Origin of the sequence: Cryobacterium lyxosi (genome assembly GCF_004403345.1) — a bacterium.
GTDB lineage: Bacteria > Actinomycetota > Actinomycetes > Actinomycetales > Microbacteriaceae > Cryobacterium > Cryobacterium lyxosi.
The window spans coordinates 45633-65220 of sequence record NZ_SOGT01000002.1; the positions used below are offsets into that span (position 1 = coordinate 45633).

Annotated in this window: 20 protein-coding genes; 9 read left to right on the plus strand and 11 right to left on the minus strand. The window is 65.4% G+C overall.

The features are described from left to right. Positions 1 to 50: 50 nt before the first annotated feature. A complete protein-coding gene (locus tag E3T27_RS01200; protein ID WP_104195512.1) occupies positions 51 to 1034 on the plus strand; it encodes a diacylglycerol/lipid kinase family protein in 984 nt (327 codons plus the stop codon). A gap of 18 nt (positions 1035 to 1052) precedes the next feature. Here the strand turns inward: E3T27_RS01200 and E3T27_RS01205 are convergent, their stop codons facing one another. Continuing rightward, a complete protein-coding gene (locus E3T27_RS01205) occupies positions 1053 to 1544 on the minus strand; it encodes a hypothetical protein (protein WP_134571321.1) in 492 nt (163 codons plus the stop codon). Beyond that, positions 1541 to 2497: a prephenate dehydratase gene (gene pheA, locus E3T27_RS01210; RefSeq protein WP_104195510.1), complete on the minus strand. Its 957-nt coding sequence runs from the start codon at positions 2495 to 2497 to the stop codon at positions 1541 to 1543. The genes E3T27_RS01205 and pheA overlap by 4 nt, the downstream gene beginning before the upstream one ends. A gap of 35 nt (positions 2498 to 2532) precedes the next feature. Here pheA and pgm point away from each other — a divergent pair, with 35 nt between their 5' ends. Continuing rightward, positions 2533 to 4149, plus strand: coding sequence for a phosphoglucomutase (alpha-D-glucose-1,6-bisphosphate-dependent) (gene pgm, locus E3T27_RS01215; RefSeq protein WP_134571322.1), 1617 nt, complete (start codon positions 2533 to 2535; stop codon positions 4147 to 4149). On the opposite strand, the gene E3T27_RS01220 is transcribed toward pgm, so the two are convergent. Continuing rightward, the gene (locus tag E3T27_RS01220) at positions 4146 to 4856 is read right to left on the minus strand and encodes an amidase domain-containing protein (RefSeq protein WP_134571323.1); all 711 of its coding nucleotides are present in this window, start codon (positions 4854 to 4856) and stop codon (positions 4146 to 4148) included. The two genes, pgm and E3T27_RS01220, sit on opposite strands and share 4 nt — an antisense overlap. 39 nt (positions 4857 to 4895) lie before the next feature. Next, on the minus strand, positions 4896 to 5033 hold the full coding sequence (locus E3T27_RS16380) for a hypothetical protein (protein ID WP_158251779.1): 138 nt from the start codon (positions 5031 to 5033) through the stop codon (positions 4896 to 4898). Between the two features lie 193 nt (positions 5034 to 5226). Between E3T27_RS16380 and E3T27_RS01225 the strand changes: the two genes are divergently transcribed. Further along, on the plus strand, positions 5227 to 6642 hold the full coding sequence (locus E3T27_RS01225) for a GH1 family beta-glucosidase (RefSeq protein WP_134571324.1): 1416 nt from the start codon (positions 5227 to 5229) through the stop codon (positions 6640 to 6642). Positions 6643 to 6866: 224 nt separating this feature from the next. Here E3T27_RS01225 and E3T27_RS01230 read toward each other — a convergent pair whose 3' ends face one another. Then, positions 6867 to 7799: a DNA-methyltransferase gene (locus tag E3T27_RS01230; RefSeq protein ID WP_134571325.1), complete on the minus strand. Its 933-nt coding sequence runs from the start codon at positions 7797 to 7799 to the stop codon at positions 6867 to 6869. Positions 7800 to 7848: 49 nt separating this feature from the next. On the opposite strand from E3T27_RS01230, the gene E3T27_RS01235 reads away from it, so the two are divergent. Next, the gene (locus E3T27_RS01235) at positions 7849 to 8187 is read left to right on the plus strand and encodes a GNAT family N-acetyltransferase (RefSeq protein ID WP_104195505.1); all 339 of its coding nucleotides are present in this window, start codon (positions 7849 to 7851) and stop codon (positions 8185 to 8187) included. A gap of 49 nt (positions 8188 to 8236) precedes the next feature. On the opposite strand, the gene E3T27_RS01240 is transcribed toward E3T27_RS01235, so the two are convergent. Together E3T27_RS01240 and E3T27_RS01245 are read right to left on the minus strand one after the other, a co-directional pair. Then, positions 8237 to 9289, minus strand: a complete 1053-nt coding sequence (locus E3T27_RS01240) for a lipoate-protein ligase LplAB (RefSeq protein WP_104195504.1) — start codon at positions 9287 to 9289, stop codon at positions 8237 to 8239. A 4-nt stretch (positions 9290 to 9293) separates the two neighbouring features. After that, positions 9294 to 10142 (minus strand): alpha/beta fold hydrolase, encoded by an 849-nt coding sequence (locus E3T27_RS01245; protein WP_104195503.1) that lies wholly within the window; start codon positions 10140 to 10142, stop codon positions 9294 to 9296. Between the two features lie 126 nt (positions 10143 to 10268). Between E3T27_RS01245 and E3T27_RS01250 the strand changes: the two genes are divergently transcribed. Continuing rightward, positions 10269 to 10724, plus strand: coding sequence for a MarR family winged helix-turn-helix transcriptional regulator (locus E3T27_RS01250; RefSeq protein WP_104195502.1), 456 nt, complete (start codon positions 10269 to 10271; stop codon positions 10722 to 10724). Continuing rightward, positions 10721 to 12151 (plus strand): MFS transporter, encoded by a 1431-nt coding sequence (locus E3T27_RS01255; protein WP_104195501.1) that lies wholly within the window; start codon positions 10721 to 10723, stop codon positions 12149 to 12151. The genes E3T27_RS01250 and E3T27_RS01255 overlap by 4 nt, the downstream gene beginning before the upstream one ends. A gap of 60 nt (positions 12152 to 12211) precedes the next feature. Here the strand turns inward: E3T27_RS01255 and E3T27_RS01260 are convergent, their stop codons facing one another. Then, entirely contained in the window at positions 12212 to 13678 is a 1467-nt protein-coding gene (locus tag E3T27_RS01260) for a peptide MFS transporter (protein WP_134571326.1), read from the minus strand. An 88-nt stretch (positions 13679 to 13766) separates the two neighbouring features. On the opposite strand from E3T27_RS01260, the gene E3T27_RS01265 reads away from it, so the two are divergent. Beyond that, the gene (locus tag E3T27_RS01265) at positions 13767 to 14687 is read left to right on the plus strand and encodes a 2-hydroxyacid dehydrogenase (RefSeq protein WP_134571327.1); all 921 of its coding nucleotides are present in this window, start codon (positions 13767 to 13769) and stop codon (positions 14685 to 14687) included. Between the two features lie 17 nt (positions 14688 to 14704). On the opposite strand, the gene E3T27_RS01270 is transcribed toward E3T27_RS01265, so the two are convergent. Together E3T27_RS01270 and E3T27_RS16385 are read right to left on the minus strand one after the other, a co-directional pair. Next, positions 14705 to 16009, minus strand: coding sequence for an ABC transporter substrate-binding protein (locus tag E3T27_RS01270; RefSeq protein ID WP_241992064.1), 1305 nt, complete (start codon positions 16007 to 16009; stop codon positions 14705 to 14707). Between the two features lie 77 nt (positions 16010 to 16086). Next, entirely contained in the window at positions 16087 to 16227 is a 141-nt protein-coding gene (locus tag E3T27_RS16385; RefSeq protein WP_166786054.1) for a hypothetical protein, read from the minus strand. Positions 16228 to 16321: 94 nt separating this feature from the next. On the opposite strand from E3T27_RS16385, the gene E3T27_RS01275 reads away from it, so the two are divergent. After that, positions 16322 to 17038 carry a FadR/GntR family transcriptional regulator gene (locus tag E3T27_RS01275; RefSeq protein ID WP_134571329.1) on the plus strand — a complete coding sequence of 239 codons (717 nt, stop codon included), beginning with the start codon at positions 16322 to 16324 and terminating at the stop codon, positions 17036 to 17038. 12 nt (positions 17039 to 17050) lie between these two features. Beyond that, on the plus strand, positions 17051 to 18430 hold the full coding sequence (locus tag E3T27_RS01280) for an alpha-hydroxy acid oxidase (RefSeq protein WP_134571330.1): 1380 nt from the start codon (positions 17051 to 17053) through the stop codon (positions 18428 to 18430). 104 nt (positions 18431 to 18534) lie between these two features. Here E3T27_RS01280 and E3T27_RS01285 read toward each other — a convergent pair whose 3' ends face one another. Further along, the gene (locus E3T27_RS01285) at positions 18535 to 19497 is read right to left on the minus strand and encodes an acetylxylan esterase (RefSeq protein WP_134571331.1); all 963 of its coding nucleotides are present in this window, start codon (positions 19495 to 19497) and stop codon (positions 18535 to 18537) included. Positions 19498 to 19588: the final 91 nt, after the last annotated feature.

Sequence of the window (19588 nt, forward strand, 5' to 3'; positions counted from 1 at the left end):
AAGCGACTCCCGTCGGGCAATCGCGAGGCCAACCCAGTAGCCTAGGCCTCGTGAGCGCCTCCGAAAACCTCGCCCAGCATGCTGCCGTCGTCTACAACCCCGTCAAGGTCGACCTCGCTAAGTTGCGGGCGAGCGTGGCCGAAGCGGAGCAGTCCGCCGGATGGGGTACGACGCAATGGTTTGAAACAACTGTCGACGATGTCGGCCAGGCCGCTACCAAACGGGCCCTCGATACCGGCGCCGCTATGGTGGTCTCGGCCGGCGGTGACGGCACGGTGCGGGCCGTCGCCGAGGCGCTGCGGGAGTCCGGCGTGCGCATGGCCATCGTGCCATCGGGTACCGGCAATCTGCTCGCCCGCAACCTGCTGCTCCCGCTCGGCAGCATCGACGCCGCGACATCGATCGCGTTCAGCGGTGTCGACAAGCCCATCGACCTCGGCGTCGCTATCGTGACCACCGATGCCGGCGCCGTGGAAGAGCACGTTTTTCTGGTCATGGCCGGGCTCGGGATCGACGCGCAGATGATCGCCCACACACGCGACGACCTCAAGAAGCAGATGGGCTGGCTCGCCTACGTCGACGGGGTGGCGCGGGCGCTGCCGAAAGCGCAGCCTTTTCGCATCCGCTACAGCGTTGCTGGACGCACGGACCGGCCGGCGCAGGTGAGCGCCATTCTCGTCGCCAACTGCGGGCTGCTGCCGGGCAACCTGCAGTTTTTACCGGACGCGCGCCTCGACGACGGCATTTTGGACATTGCCGTGCTGCAGCCCAAGGGCATGCTCGGCTGGCTCACCATCTGGCGGCGGGTGACCTGGGAGAACGGGGTATTGCGCCGCTCCGCGGTAGGGCGACGCATGATTGCGGCGACGGAGTCGTCAAATGAACGGGTGATGACGACCCTGCGCGGGCCCGACATTCGTATCGCGCTCGAGCACGCGCAGGATTTCGAACTCGACGGCGATGAGTTCGGTCTGGTGCAGAAGGTGCGCCTGCACGCCGATGCGGGCGCGCTCATCGTGCGCGTGCCGGCCTGAGCCAGATAGCGGAACTGACTATGGGCGCGACGATCGAAAACGCCACCGCAGGGCGTGGAAGAACAGCAGGCCCACAACGGTGACCAGCCCGGTGGAGATCATCGCGGGTGCGAAGGTGTAAATCAACTGCTGCGCCACCATCTCGATCGGCACCTCCGCGTTCGAGGATCCCGAGAAGCCGGAGCTGAAATAGGTGCTCGTAATCGTGCGCACCTGCAGGATCAGCCCGCCGATAATGAGGGCTGGCCCAATAATCCACAGGGCAATGATGAACGGATTACGCGGCTCGAATTGGTCGAGGGGCTCGTCGTCGTCAGCTGCACCGTCTGCAGGCACGGGGATCGCGCCCGAGTTGCGCGCGTCTGTTTCGACGGATGCTTCTGGCTGGTGGGAAGGGGTGGGCGCGAACAGCTCGGTCATCGCCGCGCTCGTGGAATCCGCCGAGTCACCGGGCTCATAGCCGCGCTGATAGCGGGCATCGTGCTCCGGGTCAAAGCGCGGCTCGGTCATTGGGCGGGCTCCCCCGCGATCAGCCCGCGCAACCAGTCGCGGGCCTCGATGAAGATGCCGTCGTCGTAGCGGGAGGTGAACTCGATCTTGCGCTGGTCTGCCCGCGGATAGGACCCGAGAAAGATCACCTTGGGGCTGAAGCGGCGAAGTCCGAGCAGTGCGTCAGCGACGCGCTCATCCAGAATATGGCCGTCGGCGTCGACCACGAAGCGGTACCGGCCGAGGGAATCCCCGATCGGCCGGGACTGGATGAGGCTGAGGTTCACGCCGCGGGTGGCAAACTGCTCGAGCATGTCGAGCAACGCGCCGGAGCGGTCGCTCGGCAGCTCGATGATGAGGCTGGTCTTGTCGGCTCCGGTCGGCGCGGTGAGCTCGTTGCCGCGGGCGACAAGCACGAACCGGGTCACCGCGTTGGGGTTGTCACCGATTTCTGACGCCAGGACAACGACGTCGTGGTGCTTGTCGATGCCGGGCGGGGCGATCGCGGCATCCGCTTGCGTGTTGTCCAGGAGGGACGACGCGGCGGCGACGTTGCTCGACGCAGGGATGTGGCCGTGGCTCGGCAGGGTGCGTTCGAGCCAATTGCGGCACTGCCCGTAGGCGACCGGATGCGCGTTGATGACGCGCACGTCATCCAACGTTGTGCCGGGGCGGGCGACCAGTACGAAGTTCACGGGCACCAGGTACTCGCCGATGATGCGCAGGTTAGGCACGCTCGCGAGGGCATCCTGCGTGGCCGTGACTCCGCCGTCGACGGAGTTCTCGATGGCGATCATTGCCGCCAGGCTGCGGCCACTCACGACATCGGCGAAGGCCTCACCGACGTTGTTGACCGGACGCCAGATCTGGCCGCGGGCGCCCGGCACCTGGGCGAGCGCCGCTTCGGTAAAGGTGCCGGCCGGGCCGAGATAGCTGTAAGTCTGGGCTTGGAGCGGATTCGGCGAGTCGGGCATGGCTGACAGCCTACCGGGGGTGCCAGACTGTGCTCATGAGCCAACGAGCAGGAACCCGCGCCCTGGAATCTGATTTGATCGACGTTGATGGGCTGGTCAAGGCCTATTACGACCTGAAACCGGATGTCACGGTGCCGGCCCAACGGGTCGTCTTCGGCACCTCCGGGCACCGTGGCAGTTCGCTGAACACCGCGTTCAACGAGGATCACATCAGTGCCACGACGCAGGCGATCGTGGAATATCGCGCCGGTCAGGGCATTACCGGCCCGCTCTTCATCGGCACCGACCCGCACGCCTTGAGCGGCCCGGCCTACACGACCGCCCTCGAAGTGCTCGTCGCCAACGGCGTGCGCGTGCTCGTGGACGAGTTCGACGACTACGTGCCGACCCCGTCCCTGTCGCACGCGATTTTGGCCTACAACCGCGCCGAGCACGGCGACCTGGCCGACGGCATCGTCGTCACCCCGAGCCACAACCCACCGATGGACGGCGGCTTCAAGTACAACCCGCCACACGGCGGTCCGGCCGACAGCGATGCCACCTCGTGGATCGCTAACCGGGCCAACGAACTCATCGCTCATGGTCTCGATGGCGTACTGATGAGCGAACCCAGCGCCCTGGAAACCTACGACTTTCGCGGCAACTACGTGAACGACCTCGAGAACATCATCGACATGCAGGCCATCCGCACCAGCGGAATCCGCATCGGGGCCGACCCCCTCGGCGGCGCAAGCGTGGGCTACTGGGGCGCCATCCGTGACCGTTATGAGATCGACTTGGTCGTGGTCAACCCGAAAGTCGACCCGACCTGGCGCTTCATGACCCTGGATTGGGACGAGAAGATCCGGATGGATCCCTCGAGTGCGTCGGTGATGGCATCCGTTGTCGCCCACAAGGATGAGTACGACATTCTCACCGGCAACGACGCTGACGCCGACCGGCACGGCATCGTGACGCCCGACGGTGGCCTGATGAACCCGAACCACTTTCTGGCCGTCGCCATCGACTACCTGTACAGCCACCGCGAAGGCTGGAAGCCCGACGCTGCGGTGGGTAAGACCCTCGTCTCGTCGACGATGATCGACCGGGTGACCGGCTTTCTCGGCCGCGACCTGTGGGAGGTGCCCGTTGGTTTCAAATGGTTCGTCCCCGGCCTCATCGACGGGTCTGTCGCTTTCGGCGGTGAAGAGAGCGCCGGAGCGAGTTTCGTGCGTTTCGACGGCAGCGTCTGGACCACCGACAAGGACGGTATTCTGCTCGCCCTGCTCGCCTCCGAGATTCTCGCGGTGACCGGCAAGACCCCGAGCCAGCGCTACGCGGAACTGACCGAGCACTTTGGTGCTCCGTCGTATGCCCGAGTGGATGCCGCCGCCACGCCCGCGCAGAAGGCCGCCCTGGCCAAACTCGACGGCTCGATGATCACGTCCACCGAGCTTGCTGGCGAGAAGATCACCGGAGCGTTCAGTGTCGCCCCCGGCAACGGCGCTGCCATCGGCGGCGTCAAGGTGACGACCGAGAATGCCTGGTTCGCGGCCCGGCCGAGCGGCACCGAAGACGTCTACAAAATCTACGCCGAGTCTTTCCTCGGCCCGGAGCACCTCGCCCTGGTGCAGGCCGAGGCCAAAGCCATAGTCGACGACGCGATCGCCTAGGGAACACTCCAGTAGTACGCAGTGCCGCCCGGGTGTTCCACCGTGATTGCTGTGTCGACCGAACGATAGTCGGAATCCAAGGTGTGCCCGGCAAAGAAGATCGAGACGGTGTCGCCTGCTTTTTCGACCTTGGTGACGATCCCGGTGTGATCGCGGTCGCCGGTGTTGTCCCAGTCGAATTGCGCGATGTCGCCGACCTTGACCTGGTCGCGCTGCTGATCGGTCAGGGCTACGGCCTTGCCGGTCGCCGCGATGTACTTCATGAAGGCGGTCGAGCTGCGCCAGGCCGCTGTGGAGTCGTACGCGTTGCCGTTCTTCGGACTCGACCAGACAGCGTCCATGGTCCAGCCGCGGGCGATCATGGCCTGGCTGGCGAAGTTGACGCAGTCATTCTCGCCGAGCACTCCCCACTCTGCGGAGTTGTAGTTTTCGAGCTTCCAGTGCGTGAGAAGGTAGTCCAGCTGGGCCGTTACGGCGGCGCCCACAGCCGGTGTTACCGCGACCGGCGCCGCGAGAGCAGACTCGGTGGGGGTGGGGCGAGCCGGTTGCTTTGTTCCGGCGGGAGTGGCGGCATCCGTGGCCTCGGCGGTCTTCGCAGAGTCGGCGGAACCCTCGAGGGCCTGCACGACGAGCGCGGTCGCGCCGACAGCGAGTACGGCTCCGACGGCCGCAGTGAGGCCGAGTAGCTGCCATCGGGTCAGCTGCACTGTGTACTCACTTCGATTTTTCTGGGAATGGTGGACTGCCTAGGCATTGAAAGCGGCACTCAGATAGAGCCCGATCGCCGCGAGGGCGACGAGCACTCCGACGATGATGACGCCGATCAAAAACCGGCGGCGGAGACGCCGCTGGTCGGCCTCCGTGGGTTCGTTGTTCTGCAGCATAATTCGAGCTTAGCTGCGACGTTTATCAGAGTTCTGGATACGGCGTGCACAACTGCGAAGAAATGTGGCAAGAATTCCTCTTCTACCCGCGTGCAGGCCTGTTTCGACCGGATGTCCGCGCTGAGGCACGCAGGCTTCGCAGGGAAGGTACAAAACGTTGGTCGGAGGCCGCGCGGCAGGATAGCGTGACGTCATGTCGCAGACCGCACCCACACCGTTCCCCTGGCCGCACGGATTTCTCTGGGGGTCGGCGACGGCCGCCGCGCAGATCGAGGGCGCCGGCCATGCCGGCGGCAAGGAAGACTCAATCTGGGACGCGTTCGCGCAGGTTCCCGGCGCCATCGCGGGCGGCGACGATTTGGAGACCGCCGTGGATCATTACCACCGGATGCCCGCCGACGTGGCGCTCATGGTCTCACTCGGCCTCGACTCCTACCGTTTTTCCACCAGCTGGGCGCGGGTACGTCCGGGCGACCGCGCCGTGAACCCGGAAGGGCTCGACTTCTATTCCCGGCTCGTCGACGAACTGCTCGGCGCGGGTATTCTGCCCTGGCTCACCCTGTATCACTGGGACCTGCCGCAGGCACTGGAGGAGAAGGGTGGCTGGGCCAACCGTGACACCGCCTACCGTTTCGTCGACTACGCCACGGATGTCTACTCCGCGCTCGGCGATCGAGTCACCCACTGGACCACCTTCAACGAACCGTTCTGCTCCTCGCTGCTCGGCTACGGATCGGGCGTTCACGCGCCCGGCCGCCAGGACGGCCGGGCGGCGATCGCCGCCGTGCACCACCAGCACCTCGCGCACGGGCTCGCGGTCAACGCGCTGCGCTCAGCGGGCGCCCAGAACCTCGGGATCACGCTCAACCTCACCAACGCCGTGCCGCGCGATGCCACCGACCCGGTCGACATCGAAGCGGCCCGGCGGCTCGACTCGCTGGCCAACCGCATCTTTCTCGACCCGCTGCTGCATGGTGCCTACCCTGAGGACACCCTGCGCGACCTCGAGCCGTTCGGCCTGGCCGAGATCATCCACTCGGACGACCTCGAGATCATCGCCGCCCCGCTCGATTTTCTCGGCGTCAACCACTATCACGACGACCTCGTGAGCGGGCACGCGGATGCCTCGGCGAGCGACTCGCACGCCGGCGGCGCTACGCGTTCGGTCGGGTCGCCGTGGATCGGGTCGGAGTACATCAGCTTTCCCAGCCGCGGACTGCCGCGCACCGCGATGGACTGGGAGGTCAACCCCGACGGACTGCGCCTGCTGCTCGTGCGGCTCGGCAAAGAATATGACCGGCTCCCGCCGCTCTATGTCACCGAGAACGGCGCCGCCTACGACGACGTGGTGAGCGCCGATGGCGCCGTGCACGACGCCGAGCGCACGGAGTACATCGTGGCGCACATCAACAAGGTGGGTGAGGCCATCGCGGCCGGCGCCGATGTGCGCGGATACTTCGTCTGGTCGCTGCTCGACAACTTCGAGTGGTCCTATGGCTACGAGAAGCGCTTCGGCATCGTGCGGGTCGACTACGACACCCTCGAGCGCACGGTGAAAGACAGCGGAAGCATGTTCGCGGCGCACATACGAGCGGCGCACGCGGGCTGAGCGGCCGCAGGCGAGCGGATGCCGCCCGTTGGCGGCATCCGCTTCTGGCGGCACTCGTCAGCCATAGCGGCACTCCTCAGCGATGGCGGCACTCGTCAGCCATGGCGGCACTCGTTTGCGATGGCGGCACTCGTCAGCGATGGCGGCACTCCTCAGCGACGGCGGCACGCTGAGGTAGGGGTGCCAGCATCTCTAACGAGTGCCGCGAGCGTTGCCGTCATGCGTTACACCCTGCCGGGGCTCGGTGAGACTGCGGCACCATAGTGGTTCTCCGCGGTTGTTTCAAGAAATTGAACGTCGGAAACCGGCGCGAACCGGGCGCGCATGACGCTGAACGCCTCCGGGTTCTGGTCGATGAGCACGAAGCGTCGGTCGAGCGCGGCAGCGACCGCTCCGGTGGTGCCGCTTCCGGCGAAGAAGTCGAGCACCCAATCCCCTTCGCGGCTGGACGCCTGGATGATGCGACGCAGAATTCCGATCGGTTTCTGCGTGGGGTAGCCGGTTTTCTCCTTGCCGGTGGGAGAGACGATCGTATGCCACCAGACATCCGTCGGCAGTTTTCCCTTGGCCACTTTTTCGGGCGTGACCAGGCCGGGCGCCATGTACGGCTCCCGGTCGACGGTCGTGGAGTCGAAGTAATACCGGGCCGGATTCTTCACGTAGACCAAAATCGTGTCGTGCTTGGTGGGCCACTTGTTCTTGGATTTCGCACCGTAGTCGTAAGCCCAGATGAGTTCGTTGAGAAAGCATTCCCGGCCGAACAGGGCGTCGAGCAGCACCTTGGCATAGTGCGCTTCGCGGTAGTCGAGGTGCAGATAGAGCGTGCCGTCGTCGGCGAGCAGGCGCCAGGCCTCGATCAGACGCGGTTCCAGAAAGGCCCAATAATCTTCGAACTGATCGTCGTAGCCCAGCAGGTCACCCTTGATGCGCTCGTAACGCTGGCCCTTGAACCCTGTGATCGTACCGACCGCGTGCGAGCCGTCGGCGGAGACCGACCGTACGGAGGTGGTGCTCTGCCGTTTCTGCGAGCGACCGGTGTTGAACGGCGGGTCGAGATAGATCAGGGTGAAGGCGCCATCGGGCAGGCCCGGCAGCACGTCGAGGTTGTTGGCGTGGATGACACGGCTCGGGCTGGTCGGTGTCCACGCGTTTGGCATGTACCCATTCTTTCAGCCTGCGCGCCGCTCATCGGTTTAGTCTGTCGGGATGACTGCTGAATCGACGACCATCCACTCGCAGAACCTGGCCGATGCCGGGACTGTGGAAGTACGCCACGACCCGGGGCAGAGCCGCTACACGGTGTGGCTCGACGACGAGGCCGTGGGACGGGCCGACTACACCACGACGTCAACGGCCGTGCACTTCACCCACACCGAGGTCGATCCGGCGCAACGCACGCACGGGCTCGCCAGCATTCTGGTCGAGCAGGCGCTGGGCGACGTGCGCGTTCGCACCACGCGAGCCGTCGTGCCGGACTGCTCGTACGTGGCGCACTGGATAGACACTCACGTTGACTACCAAGACCTGCTGACGCGCGGGCGTTAGTGGCGGGTGGATGCTGGCGGGCGCGCCGCGAGCATCCGTTCGTCGCGGTTCACGGAACCCGGGCCAACCAGGCCTCTGTGCTGAATTTGTTCGCGACGAGCTCGGTGGCCTTGGCGTATTCCTCGGCGGTGACGTCACCCTCGCTGGCGCCGTACAGGCCGGTGAAGGTTTCTTTCATACGGTCGATGATCGCAGCGCGGGTAAGACCGGTCTGGCTGCGTAGCGGGTCGACGCGTTTGGCGGCGCTCGTGATGCCCTTATCGCTGAGCTTTTCGCGGCCGATGCGCAGCACCTGCACCATTTTTTCGCCGTCCATGTCATAACTCATGGTGACGTGATGGAGCACGGCTCCGCTTCCCAGACGCTTCTGGGCAGCTCCGCCGATCTTGCCCCCGGGACTCGTGATGTCGTTGAGCGGCTCGTAGTGCGCGTCGATGCCGAGGGTTTTGAGAGCGGTGATGACCCACTCGTCGAGAAAAGCGTAGGAGTCGGCGAAGCTCATGCCCTGCACGAGGTCGGTCGGCGCGTAGATGGAATACGTGATGACCGAGCCGGCTTCCATGAACATGGCGCCGCCGCCGCTGATGCGCCGCACCACGGTGAAGCCATACTTGGCGGCATTCTCGGGGTCGACCTCGTTCTTGAGCGACTGAAAACTGCCGATCACGACGGCCGGTTCGTTCCACTCCCAGATACGGAGTGTGGGCTGTCGGCGTCCCTCCGCAACCTCGGTCGCGAGCACCTCGTCGAGGGCCATCTGCAGCACGGGTGCGACGGGCTGCTGCGAGTGGATGATCTGCCAGTCGTAGTCCCGCCAGGTGCTCGCCTGCGCAAGCGAACGGCGAATCGCCACGGCCACGGCCTCCGGGGAGAATCCGAGCAGAATGGCACCGCTGGGGAGCGCACCACGCACCGTAGCGGCGATCGTGGCCGTCGCACTGCCGACGGGGAGGCCGCTCACCGCGGAGTTGATGTCTTCGAGGGCATCGTCGGGCTCAAGAAAGAAGTCTCCGGCCAGACGAAAGTTGGTTATGACGTCATCGACGACATCGAGATCAACGACGACCAGTTTGCCGCCCGGAACCTTATATTCACCATGCATACAATCAGCCTACGGCGGTCAAGCGCTCGTCGAGCCAGTCCACGAGGTCGCCGATGACTTCGTCGCGGTTAATCTCGTTGAAAACTTCGTGCCGAGCGCCCGGGTACACGATCAGGCGCACGTCCCAAAGCCCAGAACGCTGAACGTAGGAGTTCACCAGCTTGAGCGCACTGCGTTCCCCGCCGACGGTATCGTCACCGCCGACGAGCACGAGCAGCGGCAGGTGACCGGGAAGGTCGCGGGCTGGGCGACCGAACAGGCGCGCGGCCTCGCGAATGCCGAACAGCTTGGCGAGCGGCGTCGCCGTGGTGAGTGGGTCGGCCACGAAGGTCGCGGCGACGGCCGGGTCACGGCTGAGCCACTCGACCCCGGTAGTACCCAGCGCCTTGTGCCTGCGGTTCAGGTCGCCGCCATCGAGGTAACCGGGCCAGCGGTAGGCGGTTCCGGAGAGCACGATGGCGTCGTACTCGGCCGCGTGCTCGTTGACGATCATCTGCACCATGAACGATCCCCAGCTGTGCCCGAGCAACACGAGGGGCAGGGCCGGCTGCTCTGAGCGGATGATTCCACTCAGCTGGTAGACGCCGGCTACTGCCGAGCGCAGCCCGCCGGCGCCGAGCCGACCAAGCTTGGTGTGATCGCCGCCGTGCTGAGCGAGTCCGGTCTGGCCGTGACCGAGGTGGTCGTCGGCATAGACCGTGTAACCGGCCCGATTGAGGTCGGCGGCGAGCGCCGCGTAGCGCTGGGCGTGTTCGCCGACACCGTGGGCGAGTTGAATCACGGCTCGGGGGGCAGGGACCGGCCAGACGTAGTAGGTGATAACCAGGCCGGAGGCATCCGTATATGTAGGCACGAGGCTAGTCTGCCCCGTTGTGCGGGGCACGCTCAAAGTAATAATGTACTTAGCAAGGCTAATTTGTTATGCTAATGATATATGGAATCGCGAATACACCCGAAAACCGCAGCCCTGGGAGTCGTCATGGCACTGCCGTCGGTAACCCCTGACCAGGCGGCGACAAACACCTCGGAGATCAGCCACGAATTTCGGCTGGCCAACGGGCGCTTAGCTCGCCGTCTGCGGCAGGAGACGGCCGAAAACGAGTTGGGCAGCGGCCAGTTTTCGGCACTCGGCGTGCTTTACGTGCACGGCCCGCTGACGCTCACCGAGCTGAGCGAATTCGAACGGGTCACCCCGCCATCGATGACCCGCACGGTCAAATGCCTCGTCGATGCCGGCCTCGTGACGCGCACCGATTCCGCGCTCGATGGCCGCAAGATCGTGCTCACCACAACGGATGCCGCGCGCGAGATGATGACCGAAACTCGCAAACGGCGAGACGCCTGGCTGGTGCAGCGCGTCGCGCGGCTCAGCCCTGAACAGCACCGCGCTCTCGCCGCCGCGACGCTGATAATGAAGGAGCTCGCCGACAGTTGAGTGCTATGTTCCGCTCGCTGAGCGTCGTCAATTACCGCATCTGGTTCGCCGGAGCTTTGGTGTCGAACATCGGCACCTGGATGCAGCGCACCGCCCAGGACTGGATCGTACTGACCGAGCTCACCAACTACAACGCGACCGCGGTCGGCATCACCATGGCTTTGCAACTCGGCCCGATGCTGCTGCTCATGCCCTGGTCCGGGCTGATCGCCGACCGGTTCAACCGGCGCAAGCTGCTCATTCTCACCCAGACGCTGATGGGGTTGCTGGCCCTCGGCCTGGGTATTCTGACCGTGCTCGAGGTGGCCGAGCTCTGGCACGTCTACCTCTTTGCCTTCGGCCTCGGCATCGTCGCCGCGATCGACGCGCCGGCCCGCCAAGCTTTCGTCTCCGAACTCGTCGCTGAAGACCAACTGTCCAACGCCGTCGCACTCAACTCCGCTTCATTCCACGGTGCACGCTTGATCGGTCCGGCCGCCGCCGGACTGCTCACGGTTGCCGTCGGGGCCGGCTGGGTGTTCATGATCAATGCGGTTACCTTCGCCGGGACCGTCTTCGCGATGACCCTGCTGCGCACGCACCAGCTGCGTCGCCAACCGACGATCTCCCGCGAGCGTGGGCAGCTCCTGGCTGGCTTTCGCTATGTGCGCGGTCGTTCCGACATCGTTGTCGTCATGATCGCGGTCTTTCTGATCGGCACGTTTGGCATGAACTTCGCCATCTTCACGTCGACCATGGCCACGATCGAGTTCGGCCGGGGGGCTGCGGAATTTGGCCTGCTCAGTTCGATCATGGCCATCGGCGCCGTCATCGGCGCTCTGCTCTCTGCCCGGCGGAGTCGCGCCCGGCTGCGCCTCATCGTGCTCGGCGCCGCTTTGTTCGGCATTGCGTGCGCACTGTCGGCGATCATGCAAACATATGCCACTTTCGCCATATCTCTCACGCTGGTCGGTCTATCCTCACTCACTCTGATGACGACCGCGAACGCGTACGTGCAGACCACGACGCGGCCCGAGATGCGCGGCCGGGTGATGGCGCTCTACATGGCCATTTTCGTCGGCGGCACTCCCCTCGGCGCGCCGCTCGTCGGTTGGGTAGCGGATGCCTTCGGCCCGCGTTGGGCGCTCGGCCTTGCAGCGATGTCCGGCTTGTTGGCGGCGGCCGTCATATTGTTCTGGATGGTGCGCTATCGGCGGTTGCGGGTGCAGCTGCATCCGTTCTCGTCACCCAGGGTGCGCGTGCGGCATTCCGGCGACGGGCGCGAGGTGCCTGCGACCAAGCACAGGGGCGCCAGGCCGACGCTGCGCGAGCACGAGGACGCCGCCCTGGATATTGCCCCAGACCTGGATCGCGAGCACGCCGCCGAACGCAACCGCGAAACCGCGACGCGAGAAATCGCCATCGTCGAGGCCACAGTGCCGCGTTAGAGCTAGGCGGGCACCATTGCCGGGTGCCGGCCCCGCACCGCCGATTTCGGCGAGCGGCAGCTAGCGCACCCCGCCCATCAGGCGCAGCACCGGGCGGGCGATCAGGGCGAGCATAAGCCCCAGCACGATCGCGATGCCGCCGAGAACGCCGAAATAGAGTCGCTCGGGCGCCGTCGCATACCAGGCGGCGAGCACCCCCGACACGGCAGAGCCGAGCGCGACCGAGAGAAAGAACAGCGCAACCATCTGCGTTTTGAACACCGCGGGCGCGAGTTTGGTCGCGATGGAGAGCCCGACCGGTGAGAGCAGAAGCTCCGCGACCGTGAAGACCAGCAAAATACCAATCATCGCCAGCAGCGGCGTCGAATTCGCCGCGCCGCCGGCAAACGGCAGAAACAACAGGAAAGCGGCCCCCATGACCGCGGTTCCGACCGCGAACTTCATCGGCGTAGACGGCTGCCTCGAGCTCCACTTGGTCCACACAGCGGCGAAGATGCCGGAGAGCACGATGATGAAGACGGGATTGATCGACTGCACCCACGACACCGGCATCTCCCAGCCGAACAGGGCCCGGTCAAGCCGCTCGTCGGAATAGATCGTGACGACCGTGAACTGCTGCTGGTACAGCGACCAGAACGCGGCGCTGGCCACGAAGAGCGGGATGAAGGCGTAGACACGTTTGCGTTCTACCGGAGTGATCTGCCGGTTCGTGAGTATCACCGCGAAATAAGCGACCGTGGCGATGACGGTCAACCCAATCACGATCGTGACCAGATTGCTCGCGGTGATCACACCGGTCAGCACGAGCACGACGATGACAACGATCATGAGTGTTGCCACGTAGGCATAGCCGCGCCACCGGGACTGCGGGAGGGGATCCGGCACCAATCGGGCAGTATCCGGCAGCCGTTTGCGGCCGAACGAGTATTGGGTCAACCCGATCGCCATGCCTACAGCAGCGAGTCCAAATCCATAGTGAAATCCGATCTTGGTCTGCAACAGCCCAGTGAGGATCGGACCGGCAAACGCGCCGAGGTTGATGCCGAGGTAGAACAACGAGAAACCGGCGTCGCGCCGGGGGTCATCCGGGGCGTAAAGCGAACCGACGACAGACGTCGCGTTGGCCTTGAGCCCACCGCTGCCGACGGCAACCAGGACGAGGCCGGTTACGAGACCGCCGACCCCTGGCACGACGGCCAGGGCGATGTGACCGAGCATGATGACGATGGCGCTGTAGAACAGCACCCGCTCGGAGCCGAGAAGACGATCGGCGATCCAGGCACCGAGAATGGTCGACAGGTAGACGCCACCACCGTACGCGCCCACGATGCCGGCTGCCGTGGTCTGGGCAATTCCGAGGCCGCCGTCGGCGGCCGAGAAGTACAGGTACAACAGCAGGATGCCCTGCATGCCATAGAACGAGAAACGCTCCCACATCTCGACGCCGAAGATGTTGGCGAGTGATCGCGGCTGCCCGAAAAAGGCTCGGTCCTCGTGGACAGCAGCGCGGCCAACGATTTTACTCATTAGGCAATGGTACCAACCACGCCGGCTACCGGCCGGAGACGAACACCCGAGAGGTGGCCGGCGCGCACGGGCGAAGTAGGCTCGGGGGATGAATCCATTGCTGGTCAGCCTGCCCGATTCCCTCCTGCGCAAGGCGGTCGGTGAACTGCCTGCCGGCGTCGAAGTCGTCGAATGGGCGCTCGACGGCCCCGCTCCCCGGCCGCGGTTCGACATCGTCGTCACGCCGTATATGGGCGGGACCGACCGACTCGCGCACCTCGCCGGTGTCGAGACCCGATTAGTACAGAGCCAGTCCATCGGCTACGACGGTGTCGATCAGGTCATCCCTGCCGGGCACGTCTTCGCCAATGCTGCGAGCGTGCACGAAGCCTCCACCGCCGAGCTCACCCTCGCCCTCATCCTGGCTTCCCAGCGCGGCATCCCCGATTTTGTGCGCGCCGCCGACGCCGGCGAATGGGCGCCGGCCCATCACCCGAGCCTCGCCGACCGCACGGTGTTACTACTCGGCTACGGCGGTGTCGGTCAGGCCATCGAGAGCCGGCTGCTCGCCTTCGAGACCACGGTCATCCGCGTTGCGCGCACGGCCCGCAACGATGAGCGCGGCGCGATCTACGGCTTCGATTCCCTCTCCGAGATGCTGCCACAGGCCGACATCGTCGTCGTCGGCGTTCCACTGACTGCAGAGACCACCCACCTGGTCGACGACGCGTTCCTGACCCAGATGCGTGACGATAGCCTGCTCGTGAACATTGCCCGCGGCCCGGTCGCCGATACCGCCGCGCTGCTCGCGCATGCGACGAGCGGCCGCCTCAGGCTCGCACTCGACGTGACCGAGCCGGAACCGTTGCCGGCGGGGCATCCGCTCTTCGCCCTGCCGAATGTGCTCATCTCACCACACGTCGGCGGCGCCTCGAGCGCCATGCTGCCTCGCATGGCTCGGCTGGTGCGCGAGCAGATAGACCGGATGCTGCGCGACGAGACCCCGCTCAACGTCGTGTTGAAGAGTTAGTCGCTGCATCAACCTGTTCAGCCGTCGATGGCCGCGTTCGCACTGGCTTGCGCGGTGCGCAGGGCCTGGTCGACTGGAATACGACCCAGGAACATTTCGGCGAAGATCGACTCGAACGCGTCGGAGGCCTCGGCCCATCTCGCGCCCTGCGGCGCCTGCACGGTGCCGTTCTCGAGCACATCGATGAACGCGGTCACGTCGATGCCCCGCTGCTGCCACGCCTCGACATAACTGGCCTGCGCACCGATGACAGCCGGCGATGCCGACCCGTCTTCGCCGATAGCCGCGCTGCCCGCGGTGCTGCCGAGCCACTCGAGTAGTTTGCGGGTCTGTCCCGGATGCTTCGAGTCGGCGTTGCCAGCGGCGATGACGCCGTTGGTGACGCTGATCGCGCCGGCCGGACCCGACGGAATCGCCGCGACACCCCACGTGAAGCCGGCGCCATCGCTCACGTTACTGAGGTTGTAGACGCCGCTCTGGAACATAGCCATCTTGCCCTGCAGAAACTGGTCGAGCGCGAAGTCGCCGTTGAGGTTGGTGTCGGCGGCCGACGGGGCCACGTGATATTTATTCATCAGGTCGATCACGTACTGGAACGACTCCTGCCCCTCAGCCGTGTCGAAGACGAACTCGTCGCCGTCTTGTAGGGCTGCGCCGTTCGATCCGAGGTAGTTGAGGTAGATGGCATTGAGGTCGTTGGCGGCGTTGTAGCCGTACTGCACGATTTGCGAAGGGTCGAACGCTGGACTGTCGGCGGTGTTGCCGTTGGCGTCGACGGTGAGCTTTTGCAGCACGGGCAGCAGGGTGTCTTCGCCGGTGGCCGGATTCCAGTGCAGGTCACCAACGCTGCTCGGGTCGATACCGGCTGCCGCGAGGAGTTCCTCGTTGTAATACAGTCCGATCCCGGGGTCAGCCAGCTGGGGTACTCCCCAGAGCGCACCATCGAGGGTGTACTGGTCGATGACGCTGGTTTGCCAGTTGACCTGAGCGTCGGAGCCGAGGGCATCCGTTATGTTCATCAGGCTGCCGTTGACGGCATAGTCGGCGAAGTTGCCGGCGTTCACCCAGAACACATCGTCGGCGGTCTCGCCCGCCACGTCGACGCGTAGTTTGGTGAAGTAGTCGGCCCACGGTACAACGTTGACGGCGACATCGATGCCCGGATTGGCTTTCTCGAACGCCGTGAACGACTTTTCGTAGGATTGCGCGACCTGTTCGTCCCAGACCCGCACGGTCAGCGTCGTGTCGGAGCCGGTTTGCGGAGTCAGCGCCAGCGCAGTGGCCGCACCGCCGATGGCGACAACGGATGCGACGGTGACCATGGCGATAATGGTTGAGCGTTTGGCGATGGTGTCCCCTGTTCTTGTTGGAGGCTACCAGTTGCAACCCGCTTCCAACACTATTGAGACGCCGCAAGGTGCTCGCCGAAAAACGCTTCGATGCGCCTCCAAGCTTCGGCGGCGGCCACCGGGTCGGGGCCGGCGCTGCCACCCGATCCGTCGGGCAGTCTCAGGTCGATGAGCTGGGACGCAGCGGTCATGGTCTCTCCCGGGTTGGCTGAAACTGTATCCCGCAAACCCCGCAAAGTCGTATAGTTTGTGGTCAGACCACAGCTCGTCGACCGAGAGGACCCCATGACCGCGATCAGCCTTCGCGCCTGGCAGGTCGTGCTCGATGCCGTCGAACTCGACCTGCTCGAGGGACGCCTCAGCCCAGGCGACCACCTGCCGCCCGAACGCACCCTCGCGGCCGACCTGGGTGTTGGTCGATCGAGCGTGCGGGAAGCACTGCGGGTGCTCGAGGTCTTGGGTCTCATTCGCACCGCCGTCGGCTCCGGACCCTCGGCCGGCGCGATCATCGTCGCTCGCCCCGGCGGCGGCATGTCGTCGCTCATGCGCCTGCAGGTCGCAGCCCAGGGGTTTCCGGTAGCCGACGTGGTGAAGACCCGTCTCGTGCTGGAAGGTTCCATCGTCGCCGAGCTGGCCGAGGCGTGCCGCACCAGCTCTCCTGATCTGACCAGCTCCGCGCAAATCCTCACCGCCATGGAAGACCATTCCCTTACCGAAGCCGAATTCCTCGCCCTCGACGCCCAGTTTCACCTCTCGCTCGCCGAAGCGAGCGGCAACCTGGTCATCACCGCGACCATGTCCGGCCTCCGCAGCGCCATCGAGGGGTACGCACGGGCGGGCGCGCTGGGTCTGGCGAGCTGGCCGAAAACATCCGCTCGTCTCATGCTCGAGCATCGCGGCATTCTTCGCGCCATCCTGACCGGTCAAGCCGATGCCGCCCGCCTCGCCGTGCAGTCCCACATTTCGGGGTACTACGCCGAGACCCAGCTCACCGCACACTAGATAAGGACGACCATGATTCAACGACGCATCCCCAAGATCACAGACCTCGCCCCGCTGATGAGGTTCAAGACCCCCGAGCTCAACGCGAAGAAGCGCCGCCTCGATGCGGCGCTCACGATCGCCGACCTGCGGGCCATCGCCAGGAAGCGCACGCCAAAGGCTGCCTTCGACTACACCGAGGGCGCAGCCGAAGCCGAGATCTCGCTGGGCCGGGCTCGCCAAGCCTTCGAAGACATCGAGTTTCACCCGTCGATTCTGCGCGACGTATCGAGCGTGTCGACCGGCTGGGACGTGCTCGGTGCCCCGGTTTCCCAGCCCTTTGGTATCGCACCCACCGGCTTCACCCGAATGATGCAGACCGAGGGAGAAATTGCCGGGGCGCATGCCGCGGCCCGGGCCGGCATCCCCTTCGCCCTGTCGACCATGGGCACGACCTCGATCGAAGACGTCAAAGCCGCCAACCCGAACGGGCGCAACTGGTTTCAGCTGTACATGTGGAAGGACCGCGACCGCTCGATGGCGCTCGTCGACCGGGCCGCCAAAGCCGGGTACGACACGCTTCTGGTGACCGTTGACGTGCCCGTCGCCGGCGCCCGCCTACGCGACAAGCGCAACGGCTTCTCGATTCCGCCAGCGCTCACCCTCGGTACCGTCGTCAACGCGTTACCGCGCCCGGAGTGGTGGATCAACTTTCTGACCACCGAGCCGCTCTCCTTTGCGAGCCTTGATCGCTGGAGCGGCACCGTCGCCGACCTGCTCGATTCGATGTTCGACCCGACCGTCGACTTTGAAGACCTCGCCTGGATCAAGGCGCAGTGGCCCGGCAAGGTCGTCGTCAAGGGTGTGCAGAACATCGACGACGCCAAGCGCCTCGTCGACCTCGGCGTTGATGGCATGATCCTTTCCAACCACGGCGGTCGCCAGCTCGACCGTGCGCCGATCCCGTTCCACTTGCTACCGCGGGTCGCCCGCGAGGTCGGCGCACACACCGAGGTGCACCTCGACACGGGCATCATGTCGGGGGCCGATATTGTCGCGTCGATCGCCCTCGGCGCCCGCTTCACGATGATCGGCCGCGCCTACCTCTACGGCCTCATGGCCGGCGGTGAGGCCGGAGTGGACCGCACGATTGCGATTCTGTCGGAGCAGGTGGCCCGCACCATGCGTCTGCTCGGCGTGAACGCGCTCGAAGAACTGAACCCCGGCCACGTGACCCAGCTCTCCCGGCTCCAGCCGGTGGCCGCGCCCCTGGTCGATGCCGCCCTGACGGTTCCGGCGCGCAGAGCTCCCGTGCGCACGGGCGCTCTGCCCAAGCAGACGGTCAGCGCATCCGCTGTCGTCACGAGCGCTCCGGTGAAGCGTGCGCCGAAGAAGGCGGCTCCGACAGAGTAGGCGAGACGGAGTGCATACGCCAGCAGGCCGGCATCTCGTACAGGGAACGCGCACCGCACGGTCACCTGACGTGCGTGGTCGACCTCCAGGTACTGGCGCACGCGTCAGGCGAGGCGCTCACTGAAGGCCCGCAGGGCGAGAGCGTCGTCTTCCCAGGCACCGCCCTCGTGCCCGTTGTACGGCCAGACCGTGATCTGCTTCGGTCCGGCGTAATTGTTGTAGGCAGCGAACACTGTTGACGGCGGGCAGATCGGGTCCATCAGCGCCGCCGTCATCGTCACCGCCGCGGTGGCGCGCTTGGCAAAGTTGACACCGTCGAAGTAGGCCAGTACGTCGTGTACCTGTGTCGCCCTCAGCCGATTGGTCGCGAGGTACTGGCCGAGCTCACGATACGGCAGCGCATCCGTGATGACGGATGCTCTCGGAAAGTCACAGAGAAACGGGACGCGCGCGACCACGGCGGCCAGGTCGGGCACGAGCCCAGCCACAGCGAGCGCAATACCGCCGCCCTGACTGCGGCCCACGACGCCCACTCGCGCAGAGTCGACCAGCTCGAGGCTGCGGGCCGCCGCGACGGCGCGCACCGCATCGGTGAACAACCGACGGTAATAGTAGGTTTCGCGGGACTCAATGCCGCGAGTCATAAAACCGGGTACCTGCGGTCCGCTGCCCGCATCGTCGTCCGTGTCTCCGGTACTGCCGCTGAATCCCTGACCGCGCAGGTCCATGTCGAAGTGCGCGTACCCGGCGGATGCCCACAGCAGGTTCTCGAACGCCTGCCCGCGCCCCCGGCCGTAGCCGTGAAACTGCACGACGGTCGGCAACGGAGCGCCAGTGCCAGCAGGCAAGCGCAACCAGGCTTTGATCGGCTGCCCGGCAAACCCCGCGAACGTCACGTCGAACACGTCGAGCGTGCTCAGCCCGCAATCGACCCGCGTGGCGATGGCATTGAGCGGATACCGGTCGGCCTCGGCGAGCGTGTCGGCCCAAAACGCGTCGAAATCAGCGGGGTCGACTTGTCCGCTGCGATAGGCGCGGAGTTCGGTTTCGGGCATGTCGGTGTACATGATTGCCAGCCTAGAGTGCCTGGCCGCCGCGCCCCGGCCAGTCGTCACATGCCGACACTCCCTGTCGGCCTCCCCGCCGCGTGGCCGGGCA

What these genes read in the sequence shown, in the direction of transcription:
- E3T27_RS01205 (WP_134571321.1), bottom strand. Translation starts at nt 1,544, where the DNA reads ATGACCGAGCCGCGCTTTGACCCGGAGCACGATGCCCGCTATCAGCGC.
- pheA (WP_104195510.1), bottom strand. Translation starts at nt 2,497, where the DNA reads ATGCCCGACTCGCCGAATCCGCTCCAAGCCCAGACTTACAGCTATCTC.
- pgm (WP_134571322.1), top strand. Translation starts at nt 2,533, where the DNA reads ATGAGCCAACGAGCAGGAACCCGCGCCCTGGAATCTGATTTGATCGAC.
- E3T27_RS16380 (WP_158251779.1), bottom strand. Translation starts at nt 5,033, where the DNA reads ATGCTGCAGAACAACGAACCCACGGAGGCCGACCAGCGGCGTCTCCGC.
- E3T27_RS01225 (WP_134571324.1), top strand. Translation starts at nt 5,227, where the DNA reads ATGTCGCAGACCGCACCCACACCGTTCCCCTGGCCGCACGGATTTCTC.
- E3T27_RS01230 (WP_134571325.1), bottom strand. Translation starts at nt 7,799, where the DNA reads ATGCCAAACGCGTGGACACCGACCAGCCCGAGCCGTGTCATCCACGCC.
- E3T27_RS01235 (WP_104195505.1), top strand. Translation starts at nt 7,849, where the DNA reads ATGACTGCTGAATCGACGACCATCCACTCGCAGAACCTGGCCGATGCC.
- E3T27_RS01240 (WP_104195504.1), bottom strand. Translation starts at nt 9,289, where the DNA reads ATGCATGGTGAATATAAGGTTCCGGGCGGCAAACTGGTCGTCGTTGAT.
- E3T27_RS01250 (WP_104195502.1), top strand. Translation starts at nt 10,269, where the DNA reads ATGGCACTGCCGTCGGTAACCCCTGACCAGGCGGCGACAAACACCTCG.
- E3T27_RS01260 (WP_134571326.1), bottom strand. Translation starts at nt 13,678, where the DNA reads ATGAGTAAAATCGTTGGCCGCGCTGCTGTCCACGAGGACCGAGCCTTT.
- E3T27_RS01265 (WP_134571327.1), top strand. Translation starts at nt 13,767, where the DNA reads ATGAATCCATTGCTGGTCAGCCTGCCCGATTCCCTCCTGCGCAAGGCG.
- E3T27_RS01270 (WP_241992064.1), bottom strand. Translation starts at nt 16,009, where the DNA reads ATGGTCACCGTCGCATCCGTTGTCGCCATCGGCGGTGCGGCCACTGCG.
- E3T27_RS16385 (WP_166786054.1), bottom strand. Translation starts at nt 16,227, where the DNA reads ATGACCGCTGCGTCCCAGCTCATCGACCTGAGACTGCCCGACGGATCG.
- E3T27_RS01275 (WP_134571329.1), top strand. Translation starts at nt 16,322, where the DNA reads ATGACCGCGATCAGCCTTCGCGCCTGGCAGGTCGTGCTCGATGCCGTC.
- E3T27_RS01280 (WP_134571330.1), top strand. Translation starts at nt 17,051, where the DNA reads ATGATTCAACGACGCATCCCCAAGATCACAGACCTCGCCCCGCTGATG.
- E3T27_RS01285 (WP_134571331.1), bottom strand. Translation starts at nt 19,497, where the DNA reads ATGTACACCGACATGCCCGAAACCGAACTCCGCGCCTATCGCAGCGGA.